This is a genomic window from Hutsoniella sourekii ATCC 700629, assembly GCF_000518205.1.
In the GTDB taxonomy this organism is placed as follows: Bacteria; Bacillota; Bacilli; order Lactobacillales; family Aerococcaceae; genus Hutsoniella; species Hutsoniella sourekii.
This window is the reverse complement of record NZ_JADD01000010.1, coordinates 45,434-61,369: the sequence shown is the minus strand read 5'-3', so window position 1 is coordinate 61,369 and position 15,936 is coordinate 45,434. Positions and strand designations below refer to the sequence as shown.

Here is a 15,936-nt window from a genome sequence, read left to right as displayed (position 1 = left end):
CATCAGTGGAAATGAGGAAAGAAAATATTTTTTTCCGCATTTTTAAGGAATTGTGAGAAATTGATTGAGTTGGGCATTTAGATTAGAATAAACCACAAAAAAATACCCCAGCCATTATATAGCTAAGGTACCTATTCATTAATCTTCATCCATGGGTCCGGATAAATCAAACAAACGGTAAGCCAACATCAAATTAAAGCGATCTTGGGGGTCTTCCAAGTCAATTTGAAGTCGGTCTTGAATCTTTTTCAGACGGTATATGAGGCTACTGCGATGGATAAAGAGAGCGTCAGCACTGTCTTGAATTTTACCGTTGTTCTCTAGAAAAACGCGTAAAGTCGTAAATAAATCGGTGGAGTGTTTGTTTGAATAGTCATAAATATCCATAATGGTCCTAGATAGAAAGGTCTGGGTTATGTCCTGATGGGCCAATTGATCCAGTAAGATATAAGACCCCAACTGATTATAAAATTGATAAGTTGATTCTTGTTGGGAACTCGCCAATAAATGACTTGCCTGACTGGCTTCACGGTAGGCATTTAAATAATCTGACGGTTGATTACTGAGGTTTCCGACGCCGATAGTAAATAGATATTGATCTAGATGGGCCGCCAAATGACTCTTCAAATCCAACTTAACCTGCTCCCAGAAAGAATCAGTGTAGAAACGGTCCTGCCGCACAAAAATGACTAGTCTTTCCTTGTATTGCGCCACCCATTCCACTTGTTTTTGTGATTTTAGGAAGCCTCTGATTAACTCCAACAAGTAATTTTGTTCCTGACGATCAGTGAGTCGATTTTCCTGAGAGTGTTGTTTTTTATGGATATCTAAGACGGCTAGTAAATGAGGATAATACAAGTCCAAATTAAAGGAACTAGCATATTCGATAGTGGTCTTTAGGTTGGATTTCTTACCACTCAGTAACTCATCAATAAAGTACTCTTCCAAACGCCCCAGGCTATCCCGTTCAATTTGTTGCTTAATAAATTGAAAGGCAAAAATATTTTGCAGTAATCGAACTTGTAGTTCACTAATTTGATCATCATACTTCTGATCATCCATAATAGCTACAAATCCATAAATTTCTCGGGCCATGGCCACTGGATAGACCGTAAAGGCTACCTGCTCGATAGTCACTGAGAAGGGTTGAAGCGTTAAGCTTCGATCTTGTTTGATCGCTTGAACACCAGCCTGAATGCCGTCTAAAGTCAGATCCAAACCTTCCGCAAGGCTCGACCCGAGGTAATTGAAGAACTTATCCATCAAAATCAACGATAAATTAATCTCCGCATTGAGTTCTTTTAATAAACTTTGAAAATCTTTTTCGACGATTGAACTTTCGATTAATTGTTGCTCAATTTGTAGGATTTGTTCGAGGCGTCGTCGTTGGCGACTTTCTTGCTTTCTAAGTTTGAGATTCTGGTATAAACTGACAAAATATTTACTGTAGACTTGCAAAAAATCCAGATCTTCCCGAGAGATATACTGGCGGTCCGACCTTTCCATAATTAGAACTCCAATTAATTCCGTGTTGGAAAATAATGGAAGACAGGTAGTGGGATAACCTGGTAAATTAATCGGGTGCCAATAATTCGATAGATCGGCTTCCGGATCAATCTCTATTAATTCTTGAGAGTCTCGGTCTGGATCTTGTTGAACCAATAATCGAAAGCAAGAGCTTTGAGAATCATATAGGTAAATCAGTACATTCTCGCTTTCTAAGGATTCACTAATGGTCTTAGTTAATTGATTACCAATGTCTTCAAGAGTCAAGTCTGTCCTTAGGGTCTCAGTCAGATTAGCCAATGATTGTAGGTGATGGTGATTATGTTTCTTTTGATCTATATGATATAAAGCTAGGGCCAAGTCTTCTCCAAAGGATTGGAGTTCTCTTCCTATCTCATCATAAAGCACTCTAGATTCTTTGAATCCAATGATACATAAACCCGTAAAGGTATCTTCAGAAAGCAAGGGAATGGTAAACCAAGATTTAATTCCATGCTGGTCAAAAAAAGATTTTAAAGGTGAATCTTCAATAATCTCATAATCTGAATAACGGACCCCCACTTTCTTCATTTGAGGACGAATATATTTAACTGGATATGGGAATAATTGATCAACATCTGGAAAGCCATTATCATACTCCAAGACCATTTGTTCACCATTTACTCTGCCAATGGCAATAAAATCTGCCTGAATTGTTTCGTTGAAGCGCAAAGATAGATGATGAATGATCTCTTCTCGGCTTTGAAAGCGTAACAGATCTTGAGCTAACTCCCGCAAGTGATTATTAATGGATTGAATAAGACGCTCTTCAAATTTTTTGCGTTTAGCCAAAGGATCCCTCCTAACCATTCATAGTAAACGCTAACACTAATATTCTATCATATCCTTTCAATGAGTGGGATTAATAAGACTCAACACAAAAAAGCTACACCAAAGCTTAGGGCTTGGTGTAGCTTGATTTTAAGCAACATTATGACTTAAAAATTGTTTCGCAAGTGCGAGTCGATCTGTTTTACCAACCGGAGTAGTCGGAAATGCTTCTAAAAATAGGAAACGTTTGGGCACTTTATATCGAGCTAGATTATCCTTCAAGTAAGCCGTCAATATCTCCTGCATATCTTCAAAGGATGGGTTACCGTCAGTGCTTGGAATAATAGCAGCACCCACAGCTTCGCCCCAATAATCATCCTGGTAACCAACAACCGCAACATCTTGAACTAAGGGATGGTTCAGCATGGTTTCTTCAATTTCAATCGGGTAAATATTTTCGCCACCTGAAATGATTATATCCTTTTTCCGACCCACAATGAAATAATCACCATCTTGATCTACTTTAGCTAGGTCTCCTGTCTTGACAAAGCCATCCACTAAAGTCTCAGCCGTTTCATTTGGTAAATTCCAATAACCAAGGAAGGTATGGTCGGAACGAATATGGATTTCTCCTGTTTCACCTACTCCTACCTCCTTGCCTTCATCATCCAATAATTTCACAGTAATTGGAGGAATGGGTCTACCAACCGACTTAGGCTTAGCTTTAGCACGTTCAGGAGAAATATAAAAGTTATTAGGTCCAGCTTCAGATAAACCAAATGAATTAATAAGGGGTAAGTCATTTTTGGCGAAAGTTTCTAAGACGCTATCTGAAGCGGGAGCTCCACCAGTAACAAATAATTTCACCGAACGTAATTGGTCAGGATCGAAATGTTCTTCATTAATTAAGGAATAATACATGGTCGGAACCATAAAGATATGACTAGGCTGGTAGTGGTATAGAAGACATAAGCTCTGATGCGCTTGATAGGCCTTGACCAAGACTACCCTACCTCCCATCCATAAGATTGGTAAAACAAGTCCATTTAAACCAGCTAGATGGAATAAAGGGGAAAATGTTATCGTCGAACTTTCAGGTGAAATTCCCCATCCTAGTGCTGTATTAACAGCATTACTAGCAATATGACGGTGGGTAATCATCACCCCTTTAGATCGTCCGGTTGTCCCGCCTGTATAGATAATGAATGCCGTTTGGTCAAGTCGAACATTATTGGCTTGAAAATCACTCGCATTAATGGACGATAGGATATCCTCATACTGATCAGTCTTCAAACGGATAACACTTGAATGATCCAAATGAGTATGCCTTGGATCATCATTGATATAAAGCGTGAAGCGGGGAGATGAGTCATTAAGTATATAAGTCACTTCACTATCATTTAACATCCAGTTTAAAGGTACGAAGACAGCTCCAATCTTACAACAGGCAAAAAACAAATCTAAATAAGCAATATGATTAGGGGCAAGTAAAGCTACTCGATCGCCAGGCATCACTTTGAATTGTTTCAAGTACTTAGCCATTCGCATAGCACGCTCATTTAATTGCTCATAAGTATAAGTTTCTTTTGTGTCTGAATCCACTAAGGCGATCTTCTCCTTGTTAAAGGAAGCATGGCTCGCCAACCAATCGACATTCATAATAATTCCTTTCTAATTGAGGACGATATTATCCCTTGTAGTATCCATTCTCTAATAGTAGGGCAATTCCTTGTCCACCACCAATACAAGCTGAAGCAATCGCATAACGTTTGTCAGGATTGTTCTTGAATTGGTAAAGGATCGAGGTGATGATACGTGCACCTGACATACCTAGTGGGTGTCCTAAGGCAACTGCTCCACCACGTAAGTTGAAGTTGTTCTTGTAGAAGTCTGAGTCTTCTTCAATACCTAATTCAATCAAGCATCCAATGGTTTGAGCCGCAAAGGCTTCGTTGATTTCTAAGATGTCAATATCTTCTGTTAACTTCATACCTTGACGATCTAATAGTTGGTTGATCGCATAAACGGGTCCTAAGCCCATATATTCTGGTTCACATCCAGCGATTTGATAGTCCACCACTTTGGCCATGACTTCTAAGCCTTTTTCTTCAGCAACTGAACCTAAAGTGAAGATTTCAAAAGCGGCTCCGTCGTTCAAGCCTGAAGCGTTACCAGCTGTTACCACGCCGTCTTTTTCAAAGGCTGGACGTAGTTTAGCTAGAGATTCCATACTTGTTCCTGGACGTGGGTGACCGTCTGTGTCAACAACTGTCACTTGGCCTTTACGTCCCTTGATTTCTACTGGGATAATTTCTTCAGCAAAGCTACCATCTTCCATGGCTTGAGCGGCTTTGCGTTGAGATTCTACCGCAAATTCATCACAATGTTCACGAGTGATTTCGTATTTACGTGCCACGTTTTCAGCTGTGTTACCCATGTGGTTAACGCCTGAGTCTTTACCTGAAGCTGAACGGTGACCTTCTAAGTTGGCGTCAATTAATTGTTGATCACCCATCTTGAAGCCAGCATAACGAACAGATTCTGGTAATTGGTAAGGTGCACGTGATAGAGATTCTGCCCCTCCGGCTGCAATCATTGACTTGTTAGAGTGTAATAACTCTAAAGTCGCTGATACAGCTGATTGGATACCAGATCCACAGATACGGTTAATCGTCATACCTGTTGATGAACTTGGAAGACCAGTATCAATACCGATAATGTTACCTAGGTTGTTGGTTGTTTGAGAACCTGTTACGTGACCGACAATCACTTCATCGATGTCTTCTTTAGCAACGCCAGCACGTTTGATCGCTTCTTCTAAAGCAATCACACCTAGTTCTTGTACAGGAACAGTCTTTAAATCACCTAGATAAGCACCAACTGGCGTACGCGCAGCACCAACGATTACGATTTCTTCTTGCTTTTGTTTTAACATGTATTGAATCTCTCCTTTATTAAATTCAAATGGCCTAGCTAATTTAATTAGCTAGGCCATAGCAATGATTACTCAGCTTCGCCGTTTTTAGCAATAATTTCAGCTAATTTACCTTCGCCCCATGTTTCTTGGAAGATATCCGGATTCATTTCTTTCAAATCTTCAGCAATTTCAGGTTCGAATTCCATCAAGTCTAAGATGTCTTTTTGAACATCTACACCTGGTGCATATTCGATTAAGCGAACTTTACCTTCGTGTAAGTCAAAGACTGCACGTTCAGTTACATATAGAACACGTTGACCGTTCTCAGCTGCATATTTACCAGAGAATGATACTTGTTCTACTTGTTTCTTGAATTTAGGTCCTTTACCTTGGTTGTCAATCACTAATTTACCATCTTCGATGTGAGCTTTTCCGCCGATAGTGAAAGTACCAACGAAGACAATATTTTCAGTGTTTTGTGAAATGTTGATAAATCCACCTGGTCCAGGAACCTTAGGTCCGAACTTAGTAACGTTGTTGTTACCATATTGGTCAATTTCACCAATACCAAGTACAGTTAAGTCTAGTCCTGATCCATCGTAGAAGTCGAATTGGTTAGCCATAGGAATAGAAGCTTGAGCATTTAAAGCAGCACCAAAGTCTAGGCCACCAGAAGGAGTTCCTCCCCATAGACCCATCTCCAGAGTTGCAACGTATTGATCATCTACGCCTTCTTCTTGAGCAACTACAGCCACTTGGTCAGGCGTACCAATACCTAAGTTGATGATTGAATCTGGCTTCAATTCCATTGCAGCACGACGTCCCATCAACTTACGTGTAGATAATGGTGTTACTCCACCTTCGTTATCAGTTAGGCGAACTGTTCTTTCGCCAGAGAATTTCTTATCATAGAAAGTACCCATTGTTTGATAGTGGTATTGAGGATCAGCAATGACTGCATAATCAATGATTCCACCTGGTACAAGTACATCTTTAGGATTTACTGACTCAGATTCAACGACACCCTTCACTTGAGCGACAACGATACCACCATTATTGCGAGCAGCAGTTGCTAATTCAAGTTGCTCTAACTTACAAGTTTCTTCAGAAACGATTAAGTTACCATGCTCATCACAGTAAGAACCACGGATGAAGGCTACGTCAATCTTGATTGGTTTATAATGTAAGTATTCTTTACCAGCTACTTCAACTACTTCAATTAATTCTTCTGTCGTCTTAGCTGTTGCTTTTGAACCTTCTAAACGAGGGTCAACATATGTTTGAAGACCTACACGAGATAAGTAAGGTTTTTGAGAAGCAATGGCACGGTAGTATTGAGTAAATACCCCTTGTGGCCATAGGTAAGCTTCGATTTCGTTGTTAACAACACGAGCAACTGTTTCAGGTGAAGAACCTACGTGACCAGCAACGATACGCTTAATTAGACCTTCAGCCTTTAAGTGGTCAGCCCCACGGCCTGGCGTGTTGTTACCAATCCCACAAGACCACATGAAGGTAATATCCTTTGGATGTTGTTCTTCTTCATAGCGTTCTTTAACACCAACTAGTAGGTCTTCAGGAAGTCCTCCTAATCCGAATGTTAGTGTCGCTAAAACACCATTATCTGGAATTAAATCAGCAGCTTCACGTCTAGAGATAAATTTTACCATCTATGAATCATCCTTTCTAAAATTTGAGTATCAATTAATATAATACAGTTGAAGCGATAAGCATCGCAATCAAGGCCAATAAGTGACCACCATTAACAATTAGGAACTGATGGATGAAGGCATTCTTCAAGCTTAATCCTGTCAAGTTATTGAAAGTAATTGTAACACCTGAGTGAGGCACCACAGTAATTACAGCCGAAGCCACTACGGCAATTCGGTGAATTAGCTCAGCAGGAATACCCATCTCTAGATAAGTTGGCGCAAAGTTTTGCATCACAATACCTAGGGCTCCTGAACTCGAACCTGTAATACCACCAAGTAAAGCAGTTGCGACTGATAAACCAATCAGTGGATTACCTGGAATCGACATAATGGCAGATTGAACAACCGCAAATCCAGGTGCGTTCGTTAATACCGAACCAAAGGCTACAGAAGATGAAGTAGCAAAGGCTGAAGTAACAGATCCAGCTGCTCCAGCATTAAGCAATCCTTTTTGCTCTGGTAAGTAAGAACGATATAAGACTGCTGATAGTAGAATACCGATAGTTAAGGCAATTAGAATGATATTCGGTACCTTCGAGAAGATTAGGATAACCGCTACCAAGATCACTAGTGGTGCTAAGGCTACGCCCACTGAAGGAATGCTTGATGGATCTGGTTCCACTTCTTCTTCATCAGTATTAACTTGAGCTCCTTCTCCTAAGTAACTATAGAAGGTTTCGCCTTTACCGATACTACGGTTTAATTGTACTTTCAAGTAGATTAAACCATAAGCCAATACGGTGACGATCCCGACCAAACTCAAAATTGGTGCGGCCGTTAAAGTTGTTCCTAGATAAGTTGTTGGTACCGCATTTTGAACTGACGGTGTACCAGGTAGCATGGACATGGTAACTGTTGCCATCCCTAGAAATAGCGGAATTGGTAATAAGGCCCAGTTTACGTTAAGCTTCTTGAAGATCGGACGAGCTAATGGAACCAGTGCAAACATAACAACAAACAAGCTAATACCACCGTAAGTTAAGATTCCTGCAATTAATGCGAAAGCCACGAGTACGATGTAAGGATTATCCAAACCTACTTTGGATAGGATCCAGTTAGCAATTGAAACCGTTGCATTGGATTTCTCCATATACTGAGCTAAGACAGCCCCTAGTAAGAAAATGGCAAAGTTGTTGATCAAGAATCCTGAGAGACCTGTCATATAAGAAGGCGCTTCTCCGATTAATGATCCAAAAATGTCCATTTGGTTAGTCAAAATAACAATTAATGTTGCTAGTGGCGCAGCAATAATGATATTTAGACCCTTAACCGATAAATAAATGATTGCGATAATCGCAAGAAATATTCCTAAAACTCCTAATATTTCCATATGTTTTCCCCTTGCTATTAATAATGACTAATCAAGGAGGGGATCCTCCTTGATTAGTGAGTAGGTAGAGAACTACATGTTCATACCACCGTTAACTTGAATTAATTGACCTGTAATGTAACCAGCATCTTTAGAAGCTAAGAACTTCATCGCATAAGCGATATCCTTAGGATAACCAATACGTTTAACTGGAATACCATTGATCATATTTTGCTTGATTTCTTCTGGAATTGCGTCAGTCATTGGTGTTTCGATGAATCCAGGAGCAACCGCGTTAACTGTTACACCCTTAGCTGCACCTTCACGAGCAACCGTCTTAGTTAAACCTAAGATACCAGCCTTAGAAGCTGAGTAGTTTGTTTGACCAAAGTTACCTTCAACCCCAGCTAATGATGAAGCATTAACGATACGTCCGTATCCAGCTTCTGTCATACGTACAAAGGCAGCCTTAGTATAGTTGAAGACACCTGTTAAGTTTGTTGCAATAACTTGATCCCATTGTTCTTTAGTCATTTTCTTAAGTGAAGCATCACGAGTGATACCCGCATTATTGATTAGAACATCGATCTTGCCGTAATTTTCAACAACATCAGCAACAATTTCTTCAGCACGATCAAAATCAGAAACATCCGCTTGGTAAGCTACGGCTTTACCACCAGCATTTGTGATTTCTTCTGCCGTTTTGTTAGCCGTTTCTTCATTGAAGTCTACGATAACAACTTGTGCACCATCCTCAGAGAATTCACGGGCGATTTCAGCACCAATCCCTTGACCAGCACCCGTAACTAACACTACTTGATCTTTAAACATTAAAATTCCTCCTTTAGAAATCTTTTTTAACTCTTTATTAATTGTATCTTAACTAATAAGAAATGATAAATAACTTTTGTAAACGCTATCAATAACTAAATGGTTATCGAATATTAAAACATTATTTGCTATAATCGATAGTACAAAGGAAACTACCCCGGAGGAGGAAAAATGATGTCTGAGATAACCCCTTTAGTTCTGATTGAAACGATTATTGAAGAAGGCAACATTACCGCAGCAGCTAATAAGTTATATGTTTCCCAGCCTTATCTGAGTAAGCTTTTAAGCCGGCTGGAAGAAGAGCATGGTCTCTTATTCTTTGACCGTCTACCCCGAGCCATGCAGGTCACTTACGCTGGTGAACGTTACCTGGATTATCTTCGCCGGATTGATGATATTCAAGAAAGCATGCTCAGTGAATTTGATATGATCTCCAAGCATAAACGTGGAAAGATTAAATTGGGGATCAATCCAACCTTAGCGGCCAGTATTCTACCCGTCATCATTCCACCCTTTATCGAGAAATATCCTGAAATATCCTTTGAATTCATTGAAGATGATGCTTACAATCTCAACCAAATGCTAGAAAAGCGGATGATTGATTTAATTTATGGCATGCTCCCCATAGAAACTAATATCTTCAACAATTACCATGCCTATACAGACCGGATGCATCTAATCGTCCCTAAGGGAAACCCCTACTATGATCCAACGCTAGGAACAAAAACAACCCCCTTCCCTTACGACGACCAAATCCTAAGTAAGATACCATTGGTAACCTTATCTGAAAAATTCGGACTGAGACGCTTAGTGGATTATTTCTACCAACGTAAACATCTGTCACCTAATATTATCATGGAAGTAAATACCGTCTACACGGCTGTAGGATTTGTCCGCAAGGGTATGGGGGCGACCTTTGTGCCAGTGACAGGTATGCACTGGCCCTCATTTAATAATTGTAACGTTTTTGAGTTTGATACAGATATTTTTGCTTGTGACTATGCCTTTTCTTACCGAGAAGACCACACTTTCTCTCCAACCTTGATTGAATTTATCGAGTCGTCTGCCCAGCTATTAGCATCTAAGAGCAAAGAATTCCGTTTTAATGTTGATTAGCGGTTTTTGTAAACTGGCTTACGTTTTTCTTTGAAGGCTGTAATTCCTTCAGCCGCATCTTCTGTCTTGAAGTTTTCAACGAATACTTCTGTTTCCATTGCTAGACCTTCCTCTAGAGGTTTGTACTGACCGTCGTTGATCGCACGTTTAGCAGCTTGAAGTCCTAGAGCGGAGTGTTTAGCAATTTTTTCTGCGTATTCTTGAGCTTTCTCTAACAATTCGTCTGATTCATAAACTTCTTGAACTAAACCTAATTCATAAGCACGTTCAGAACGAATCACATCACCAGAATAGATCAAAGCCTTAGCATTAGCTGTTCCAATCAGACGTTGTAAGGTTTGAGTACCACCACCACCAGGAATAATTCCAATACCAATTTCAGGTAAGGCTAAGTTTAAGTGCGTACCAGATAAACGAATATCGGCTAACAATGACATTTCACAGCCCCCGCCACGTACAACACCATCAAATACGTAGATCACTGGTTTTTTTACGCGGTGAAGAATGGTGTAGTTTTGTTTAGATACACGGCAATATTCTTCGATTCCGTTAGGATCTTCTTGAGTGGCCAACATTTCATCCAAGTCCATGCCGGCACAGAAGATTTTTCCGTCTTTTTGCATAGCCATCGTGAAGACAATCACTGCCACTTCATCATTCTTATCTAATTCAGCCACAGCGTCTTCAATTTCTTGAAGGTTGGCCATGGTTAGTATGTTTAATGGCGGATTATTATAAGTAACCGTACCTACTCGATTTTCAATTTTTACTTCTACAGCTGACATCTAATCACTCCTTAAAAATATTTGTGTTGTTTATCACAATTACATTATCTCTCTAAGTTGAAGGTTTCACAAATTCCTTTTTGAAGCGTTTACGATAACCGATAAGTTATGTACACTATTCCTTAAATCGAAAAAAGCGATCCTGAAAGGATCGCTTGAATTTACTAGTAAGTAATTTTTAAGTTTCCTGCTACTTTTTCTGCGTCAGCAAATAATTCTTCAATAATTTGTTTTGCAGGACGAATATCCTTCATCATACCAGCGATTTCACCAGCCATTACTGAACCACGCTCAGTATCACCTTCATAAACCGCACGAGCCAATGAACCCGTTGCAAAGGCTGCCATCTCTTCCAATGGAGCGCCATCTAATTCTTTTTGGTAGTATTCGATTTGTAATTCGTTGGCAATTGAACGAACTGGATCCTTGTAACGACGTCCAGTAACAATAGTCGCTGTATCATTAGCGTCAATCACCATTTGCTTATAGTTAGCAGGAACTGGACACTCTTCAGCTGTTAGGAAAATAGTCCCAGCTTGAATACCTTGAGCGCCTAGGGCATACATAGCAGCAACTGAACGGCCATCCCCTGTACCACCAGCACCTAGAACAGGAATATTAACAGCATCTACTACTTGTGGAAGAAGAGCCATTGTAGACGTTTGACCAATATGGCCCCCTGCTTCTTGTCCTTCTGCAACCACGGCGTCGACACCTAGTGACTCCATCTTAGTGGCATGCTTAACAGAAGCAACAACAGGAATAACTTTTACGCCAGCTTCTTTTAATTGAGGCAAGAATTTCTCTGGAGAACCCGCACCAGTTGTTACAACTTTTACACCTTCTTCAATTAGAACATCGACTAATTCAGCGATGTTAGGCATTTGTAGCATCAAGTTTACTCCAAATGGCTTGTCAGTGATTTCGCGCGTTTTTTGGATTTCTTCACGCAATTGCTCTGCTGTCCAACCACCTGATCCCAAGATTCCTAATCCACCAGCTTCAGATACCGCACCAGCGATTTGGTGAGTTGTAATACGTGCCATGGCACCACAAATAATTGGATATTCAATGCCTAATAATTCTGCAACGGTTGTCATAAGTATCGCTCCTTTTTATTTTATCTTTTTTAACTCTATCCCTATTATCCTCTCTTTGTGAGTGTTTGTACAATATCTTTTCTGAAGATTTCAGATAACTAATTAGTTATTTCACTAATCAAATAGCCGAAACAGCTTGAAGTTAGATCAAGCTGTTTCGGCTATCTAAATCTTATCCTGAAGGTCTGCTTCCAATTTACCCATTTTTTCGAATGAGAAAGATTTTATTTGTTTTGATTGATCTTCTTTAAGGCGTCAGCCACAAACTGCACTTCTGTTCCTATAATGACTTGGACATTCTCTTTATCAACAATCGATACCCCTGGAACAGGTGCCGATTTAATCTTATCGGAATCGACCTTTTGAGAATCTCTTACCTTCAGTCTTAACCGCGTTGCACAGTTATTAATCTCAAGAATATTATCAGCTCCTCCAAGGCCCTCATAGATCACTTGAGCTCGTTGATCATGCTTGTTGAATTGACCGGATGGCACCGTTTCTGATTCTGTTGAAGCCTGGACGCTTCCTCGACCCGGTGTATCTAGGTCAAATTTCTTGATACAAAAGTCAAAAATTAAATAATAAACCACAAACATCACCAAGCCCAGACCAATGAGATAGATCTGATTGTGGGACATTGGCATGCGCCAGCTCAATAGGAAGTCGATCAAGCCAGCTGAGAAGCTAAAGCCAGCAGTCGCATGTAGCAAGGCGGCCAAAAACATCGAAATACCGGTTAAAATCGCATGGACTAAGTAAAGTCCCGGCGCCAGAAACATAAATGAAAATTCAATCGGTTCAGTGATACCAGTAGAAAAACTGGCTATCGCCCCAGCTAGCAATAAGGCTCCAGCTGTGCCCCGATTTTCCGGACGCGCATTCCGATACATGGCTAAGGCTGCACCAGGCAAGCCAAACATCATAATTGGGAAAAAGCCTGCTTGATACATACCGGTAACTCCGAGTGTACCTGTACCGCCCCAGAAATTACCAATATCATTAATACCTATCGTATCAAACCAGAAGACATTATTAATGGCGTGATGTAGACCAAATGGAATTAAAAGTTTATTAAAGAAACCATATAAACCGGCTCCTAGAGCTCCTAAACTTGAAATAGCGGTCCCTAGACCAACTAAGGCATTATAACAAACCGGCCATACAAAATATAAAATCAAAGTCAAAATGACCGCAATCAAAGCGGATACAATCGGTACAGATCGGCGCCCACTAAAGAAGGCTAACCACTGCGGTAATTCGGTATTCTGGAAACGATTATAAGCTTCTCCTCCGACAATACCTGCAATAATACCAATAAAGACATTCTCAATCGAAGCAAAAGCTGCCGGAATAGCGTCCAATTCAGCTCCAGTATACGAAGCAATCATTTCCGGCTGAAGAAGCTTAGTAATAATCAGATAGGCAACCACAGAACTCAACGAAGCTGCCCCGTTATTATCACGGGCCAAGCCCATTCCAATACCCACTGCGAATAATATAGGTAGATTGCCAATCACGACCAGACCGGCCTGAACTAAAAAGACCGCCACACTATTGGAACTACCACTCATTGCTTGTGGGTCCAAGGCATAGCCAGCTCCCATTAGCAAGGAAGCAACAACCAGTACGGATACCGGTAACATTAGTGAGCGTCCTATTTGTTGTAAGTAACGTAACATATAATATTCCTCAATTCTGTCTAATTAACGTAAGATTGACTGCGCCATCTTAAAATAAGTATGACGCTTACCGCGAACAACAATACTTAATGCGGTAATATTTTCTGGGAGGGGCATCCGACCATACCCTCCATCACCAATGTGGTGAATGTCAGAGCCTGTTTGTTTATTGGCTAGGGCGAAGCGACGAATCGTGTCTTCATCAGCACTTTCTTGGCTAGTCCCTATAGTAGACATCACCAAGCCACCCAGTTGATGAACACGGCTACAGGCTTGGTGGGTCTCTTCTAGGGTGACACCAGGAACCGTGCCAACCGTAGGAATCAACACACCATCTGCTCCCGATTCGATAAAGTTTTCTAAATCACCTTGATTAATGACTGATTCAGCCACACCCGCTCCGTGCATTTTTCCAGCAAATAAAAGCCCTTGAAAGAACTCACGCCCTGTTGAAATCGCCTGTAAAATTCCTTGATTGGTCACCCCTGTCGAAGGATTTCCAGTTATCATGATAAAGTCCACTCCCAAGTCTTGAGCTGCTTGAAAGGCCCCTTTACTAGCCCGACGACCAGGGACCAGATTGACTTTAACATCCATCACTTCACCTGCCTCGTCGACTGGCTCTAAGTTGATCCCAACCAGTCGGCCAGTTAAGCGTTTGATCTCAGCAATGGGGTTATCTTTACAGTCAAAACCAACAATTTGCGGATCAAAGACATCCAGCTCATTCAAGCAAATCATATCCGCTCCAAAAGCTGCCATCACTTCAGCATTTGTGACCCCTTCTAACAAGGGACTAGCTGTAACTACTGTCTCCGCTAGAACTGTTCGCCCTTCACTCGCTTGAATGGATTGCTTGAGTTCAGCCCGCGATCGATTCTTCAAATCACTAGCATAACATGATATTAATCGTTTCATATTGCTTTTCCTTTCTATACTTAGAGCTGGCTATAAACTTCTTCTCCGGCAAGATAAGTAGCTAATAAGTGTGCTTGGTCATCGACAACAATGAAGTCAGCCGGGTAACCAGGAGCTAGACATCCACAACGGTCCTCAATACCCACCGACTGAGCAGGGACCCAGGAGGCCATTCTCAATGCTTGCTCTAGAGGGGCTAGTCCCCAAGCTACAACATTTTGGACACTTTCAATCAGGGTTAGAATCGATCCAGCCAGGTTCCCACCATCAACCAAGGTAGCTTTGCCATCATGAACCATAACCTCTAACTCTCCTAATTTAGAAGGCCCTTCCCCGATTCCACCCGCTCGCATACAGTCAGTAATGAGCACCGTCTCATCAAATCCGCGACACTGAGTGACTATTTTAGCTGCAGCTGGATGAACATGATGACCATCACAAATTAATTCAGCAAACACTTGATTGGCTGTCAAGGCTGCTCCGACCATTCCAGGCTCACGGTGATGAAGGCCACTCATGCCATTATAGGTATGAACAAAGATCGAAGCACCGGCTTGGACAGCTGCCATGGCTTGATCATAAGTGGCATCTGAATGAGCAAGGGCTACCGCTACCCCTTGTTCAACCGCATAACGGGTAAAAGCATCCACGCCCCTTCTTTCTGGGGCAATAGCAATCTTAAGAGGTAGTCCTTGAGCCAGGTCTATCCATTGGGCCAGTTGGTCTATGGAAGGGTCAGACATGTATTTAGCATTCTGAGCGCCCTTATACTTCTCGGTAAAATATGGCCCCTCCAAAAAAATACCTTGAACTCGAGCTCCGGATAAATCTTGATAGCAATCAGCTATCCCAGCGACAACTGCCGATAATTCCTCAATACTCGCTGTTAAAGTGGTCGGAAGCCATGAGGTAACCCCACATTCAAGAAGTCCCTGTGCAATCACTTGTAAGCCTTCTTTGCTGTTATCCATCACATCATATGATCCATAGCCATGGATATGGGTATCAACCAGACCAGGAGCAATAATCGCTTCAGCATAAGTCTCATCAATAGTGCCAAACTGTGGACGATCCTGATGAATGGCCACAACCTTGCCAGCCACTACTTCTAAGTAGCCTTGATGAACCACCTGATCTTCAAGAATAATTTGTCTTGCTTGATAATACATCACTAAACCCCTATTCTTTCCAGAAAACAAACCAAACAAACACTCAATTATTATAAAATAAACAGCTCTTACTTTCTATGACTT

The 15,936-nt window shown here is 41.1% G+C and carries 12 protein-coding genes; 1 reads left to right on the top strand and 11 read right to left on the bottom strand.

The annotated features are described in order from the left end of the window. Positions 1-138: 138 nt before the first annotated feature. From T408_RS0102540 to fabG, 6 genes are all read right to left on the bottom strand, one after another. Positions 139-2,337 (bottom strand): helix-turn-helix domain-containing protein, encoded by a 2,199-nt coding sequence (locus T408_RS0102540; RefSeq protein ID WP_028118553.1) that lies wholly within the window; start codon positions 2,335-2,337, stop codon positions 139-141. A gap of 129 nt (positions 2,338-2,466) precedes the next feature. Beyond that, the gene (locus tag T408_RS0102535) at positions 2,467-3,975 is read right to left on the bottom strand and encodes a class I adenylate-forming enzyme family protein (protein WP_028118552.1); all 1,509 of its coding nucleotides are present in this window, start codon (positions 3,973-3,975) and stop codon (positions 2,467-2,469) included. 28 nt (positions 3,976-4,003) lie between these two features. Then, entirely contained in the window at positions 4,004-5,251 is a 1,248-nt protein-coding gene (locus tag T408_RS0102530) for a thiolase family protein (RefSeq protein ID WP_028118551.1), read from the bottom strand. 68 nt (positions 5,252-5,319) lie between these two features. Then, positions 5,320-6,903: an acyl CoA:acetate/3-ketoacid CoA transferase gene (locus tag T408_RS0102525; protein WP_028118550.1), complete on the bottom strand. Its 1,584-nt coding sequence runs from the start codon at positions 6,901-6,903 to the stop codon at positions 5,320-5,322. 34 nt (positions 6,904-6,937) lie between these two features. Then, positions 6,938-8,275, bottom strand: a complete 1,338-nt coding sequence (locus T408_RS0102520) for a GntP family permease (RefSeq protein ID WP_028118549.1) — start codon at positions 8,273-8,275, stop codon at positions 6,938-6,940. Between the two features lie 72 nt (positions 8,276-8,347). Then, complete coding sequence (gene fabG / locus T408_RS0102515; protein WP_028118548.1) at positions 8,348-9,085, bottom strand: 3-oxoacyl-ACP reductase FabG; 738 nt, start codon at positions 9,083-9,085, stop codon at positions 8,348-8,350. A gap of 174 nt (positions 9,086-9,259) precedes the next feature. On the opposite strand from fabG, the gene T408_RS0102510 reads away from it, so the two are divergent. Further along, the gene (locus tag T408_RS0102510; protein ID WP_028118547.1) at positions 9,260-10,201 is read left to right on the top strand and encodes a LysR family transcriptional regulator; all 942 of its coding nucleotides are present in this window, start codon (positions 9,260-9,262) and stop codon (positions 10,199-10,201) included. On the opposite strand, the gene T408_RS0102505 is transcribed toward T408_RS0102510, so the two are convergent. The 5 genes from T408_RS0102505 to nagA form a co-directional block, all read right to left on the bottom strand. Continuing rightward, positions 10,198-10,986, bottom strand: coding sequence for an enoyl-CoA hydratase/isomerase family protein (locus T408_RS0102505; RefSeq protein ID WP_028118546.1), 789 nt, complete (start codon positions 10,984-10,986; stop codon positions 10,198-10,200). The genes T408_RS0102510 and T408_RS0102505 overlap by 4 nt on opposite strands. Before the next feature lie 164 nt (positions 10,987-11,150). Further along, positions 11,151-12,086 carry a nitronate monooxygenase gene (locus T408_RS0102500; RefSeq protein ID WP_028118545.1) on the bottom strand — a complete coding sequence of 312 codons (936 nt, stop codon included), beginning with the start codon at positions 12,084-12,086 and terminating at the stop codon, positions 11,151-11,153. Positions 12,087-12,310: 224 nt separating this feature from the next. After that, positions 12,311-13,765 carry an N-acetylglucosamine-specific PTS transporter subunit IIBC gene (nagE, locus tag T408_RS0102495; RefSeq protein WP_028118544.1) on the bottom strand — a complete coding sequence of 485 codons (1,455 nt, stop codon included), beginning with the start codon at positions 13,763-13,765 and terminating at the stop codon, positions 12,311-12,313. 24 nt (positions 13,766-13,789) lie between these two features. Further along, positions 13,790-14,683 carry a DUF7916 family protein gene (locus T408_RS0102490; RefSeq protein ID WP_028118543.1) on the bottom strand — a complete coding sequence of 298 codons (894 nt, stop codon included), beginning with the start codon at positions 14,681-14,683 and terminating at the stop codon, positions 13,790-13,792. Between the two features lie 20 nt (positions 14,684-14,703). Continuing rightward, positions 14,704-15,852 carry an N-acetylglucosamine-6-phosphate deacetylase gene (nagA, locus tag T408_RS0102485; RefSeq protein WP_051444746.1) on the bottom strand — a complete coding sequence of 383 codons (1,149 nt, stop codon included), beginning with the start codon at positions 15,850-15,852 and terminating at the stop codon, positions 14,704-14,706. Positions 15,853-15,936: the final 84 nt, after the last annotated feature.

What these genes read in the sequence shown, in the direction of transcription:
- T408_RS0102535 (WP_028118552.1), bottom strand. Translation starts at nt 3,975, where the DNA reads ATGAATGTCGATTGGTTGGCGAGCCATGCTTCCTTTAACAAGGAGAAG.
- T408_RS0102530 (WP_028118551.1), bottom strand. Translation starts at nt 5,251, where the DNA reads ATGTTAAAACAAAAGCAAGAAGAAATCGTAATCGTTGGTGCTGCGCGT.
- T408_RS0102525 (WP_028118550.1), bottom strand. Translation starts at nt 6,903, where the DNA reads ATGGTAAAATTTATCTCTAGACGTGAAGCTGCTGATTTAATTCCAGAT.
- T408_RS0102520 (WP_028118549.1), bottom strand. Translation starts at nt 8,275, where the DNA reads ATGGAAATATTAGGAGTTTTAGGAATATTTCTTGCGATTATCGCAATC.
- fabG (WP_028118548.1), bottom strand. Translation starts at nt 9,085, where the DNA reads ATGTTTAAAGATCAAGTAGTGTTAGTTACGGGTGCTGGTCAAGGGATT.
- T408_RS0102510 (WP_028118547.1), top strand. Translation starts at nt 9,260, where the DNA reads ATGTCTGAGATAACCCCTTTAGTTCTGATTGAAACGATTATTGAAGAA.
- T408_RS0102505 (WP_028118546.1), bottom strand. Translation starts at nt 10,986, where the DNA reads ATGTCAGCTGTAGAAGTAAAAATTGAAAATCGAGTAGGTACGGTTACT.
- T408_RS0102500 (WP_028118545.1), bottom strand. Translation starts at nt 12,086, where the DNA reads ATGACAACCGTTGCAGAATTATTAGGCATTGAATATCCAATTATTTGT.
- nagE (WP_028118544.1), bottom strand. Translation starts at nt 13,765, where the DNA reads ATGTTACGTTACTTACAACAAATAGGACGCTCACTAATGTTACCGGTA.
- T408_RS0102490 (WP_028118543.1), bottom strand. Translation starts at nt 14,683, where the DNA reads ATGAAACGATTAATATCATGTTATGCTAGTGATTTGAAGAATCGATCG.
- nagA (WP_051444746.1), bottom strand. Translation starts at nt 15,852, where the DNA reads ATGTATTATCAAGCAAGACAAATTATTCTTGAAGATCAGGTGGTTCAT.